Genomic DNA, 937 nt, shown 5'->3' on the forward strand with positions numbered 1-937 from the left:
TATTAAAATAGCCCTCCTGTTGGGTTAACTGCTTCCAGAATTCTCCTGCCTGCTGTGCAAAAGGATAGGATCTTTGCGTTTGATGCCCATCCAGCCAGTATGCAGCATGTGCATGGAAGCCATGAACGGCTGTCCATTCAATGACCCAGAAATAGCCCACAATAGCAGCTTTTTGCATCATTTTATTCATCAATAATCGCAGGTCACGCTCAAGTGCATGATGATCTTGATGTAAGTAGCGAGGGGTATCCTTTTTATAAAAGAAGTCTAGGCGTAATGTTAGTAAACAAGAATATCTGGCTACCATTGCATCGATATGATTATCCAGAATTACTGAAAGAAACCAGTCTGGATTCCATAATGGGTTATATTGGTGACTATTATTCATAGGTTAGACCTGTTTTTTAAAACGTTGTTAGATGATGGGGGAGTGCAGATAAAATATCTTCAGTGTACGTGATAAGGGTAAGTACGATACGTAATTATGTTTAGTGAATAGATTGGATAGATATTAAATGTAAGTCTGGGGAGAGTATTAATTATACTAAAAAACCCAAATTAATTTATTTGATACAATTCTAAATTCAGCTAATTTTTCTATGTAATCTGTGTTATTTGAAATGGATGTTTAATTGATTTTTGCATGTTTCATTCGTAACTAAGATTTAAGGTCTTTTCTAAAGATTAATAATTACTGTCCTCTTGAATTTTTAATCTGTTCTGTCATCCAGGCTTCGACTTCACTTTTTAGCCAACGAGAACTTCGGCCAAGTTTAATTGGTGCTGGGAACGCATTTTCAGAAATTAATCTATAGAACCATTTGTCGGTCATATTGGTGTAGGCAGTGATAAATGCCATGTCGACGAGCTGATCATTCAATACTGATTTTGAATCCAGGATTTTAGTTAATGGCAAAGTCGTTTGGCTGGTCATAGC

General features: G+C 36.3%; 1 protein-coding gene and 1 pseudogene. Both read right to left on the minus strand.

The window, feature by feature from the left end; translation table 11 throughout:
• Nucleotides 1–388: pseudogene (locus KQJ18_RS24145) on the minus strand (inovirus-type Gp2 protein); the annotation flags it as partial.
• 303 nt (nt 389–691) lie between these two features.
• Nucleotides 692–934 carry an AlpA family phage regulatory protein gene (locus tag KQJ18_RS24150; RefSeq protein ID WP_040190205.1) on the minus strand — a complete coding sequence of 81 codons (243 nt, stop codon included), beginning with the start codon at nt 932–934 and terminating at the stop codon, nt 692–694.
• Nucleotides 935–937: the final 3 nt, after the last annotated feature.

Source organism: Citrobacter sp. S55_ASV_140 (assembly GCF_018919505.1).
Classification (GTDB): domain Bacteria; phylum Pseudomonadota; class Gammaproteobacteria; order Enterobacterales; family Enterobacteriaceae; genus Citrobacter; species Citrobacter werkmanii.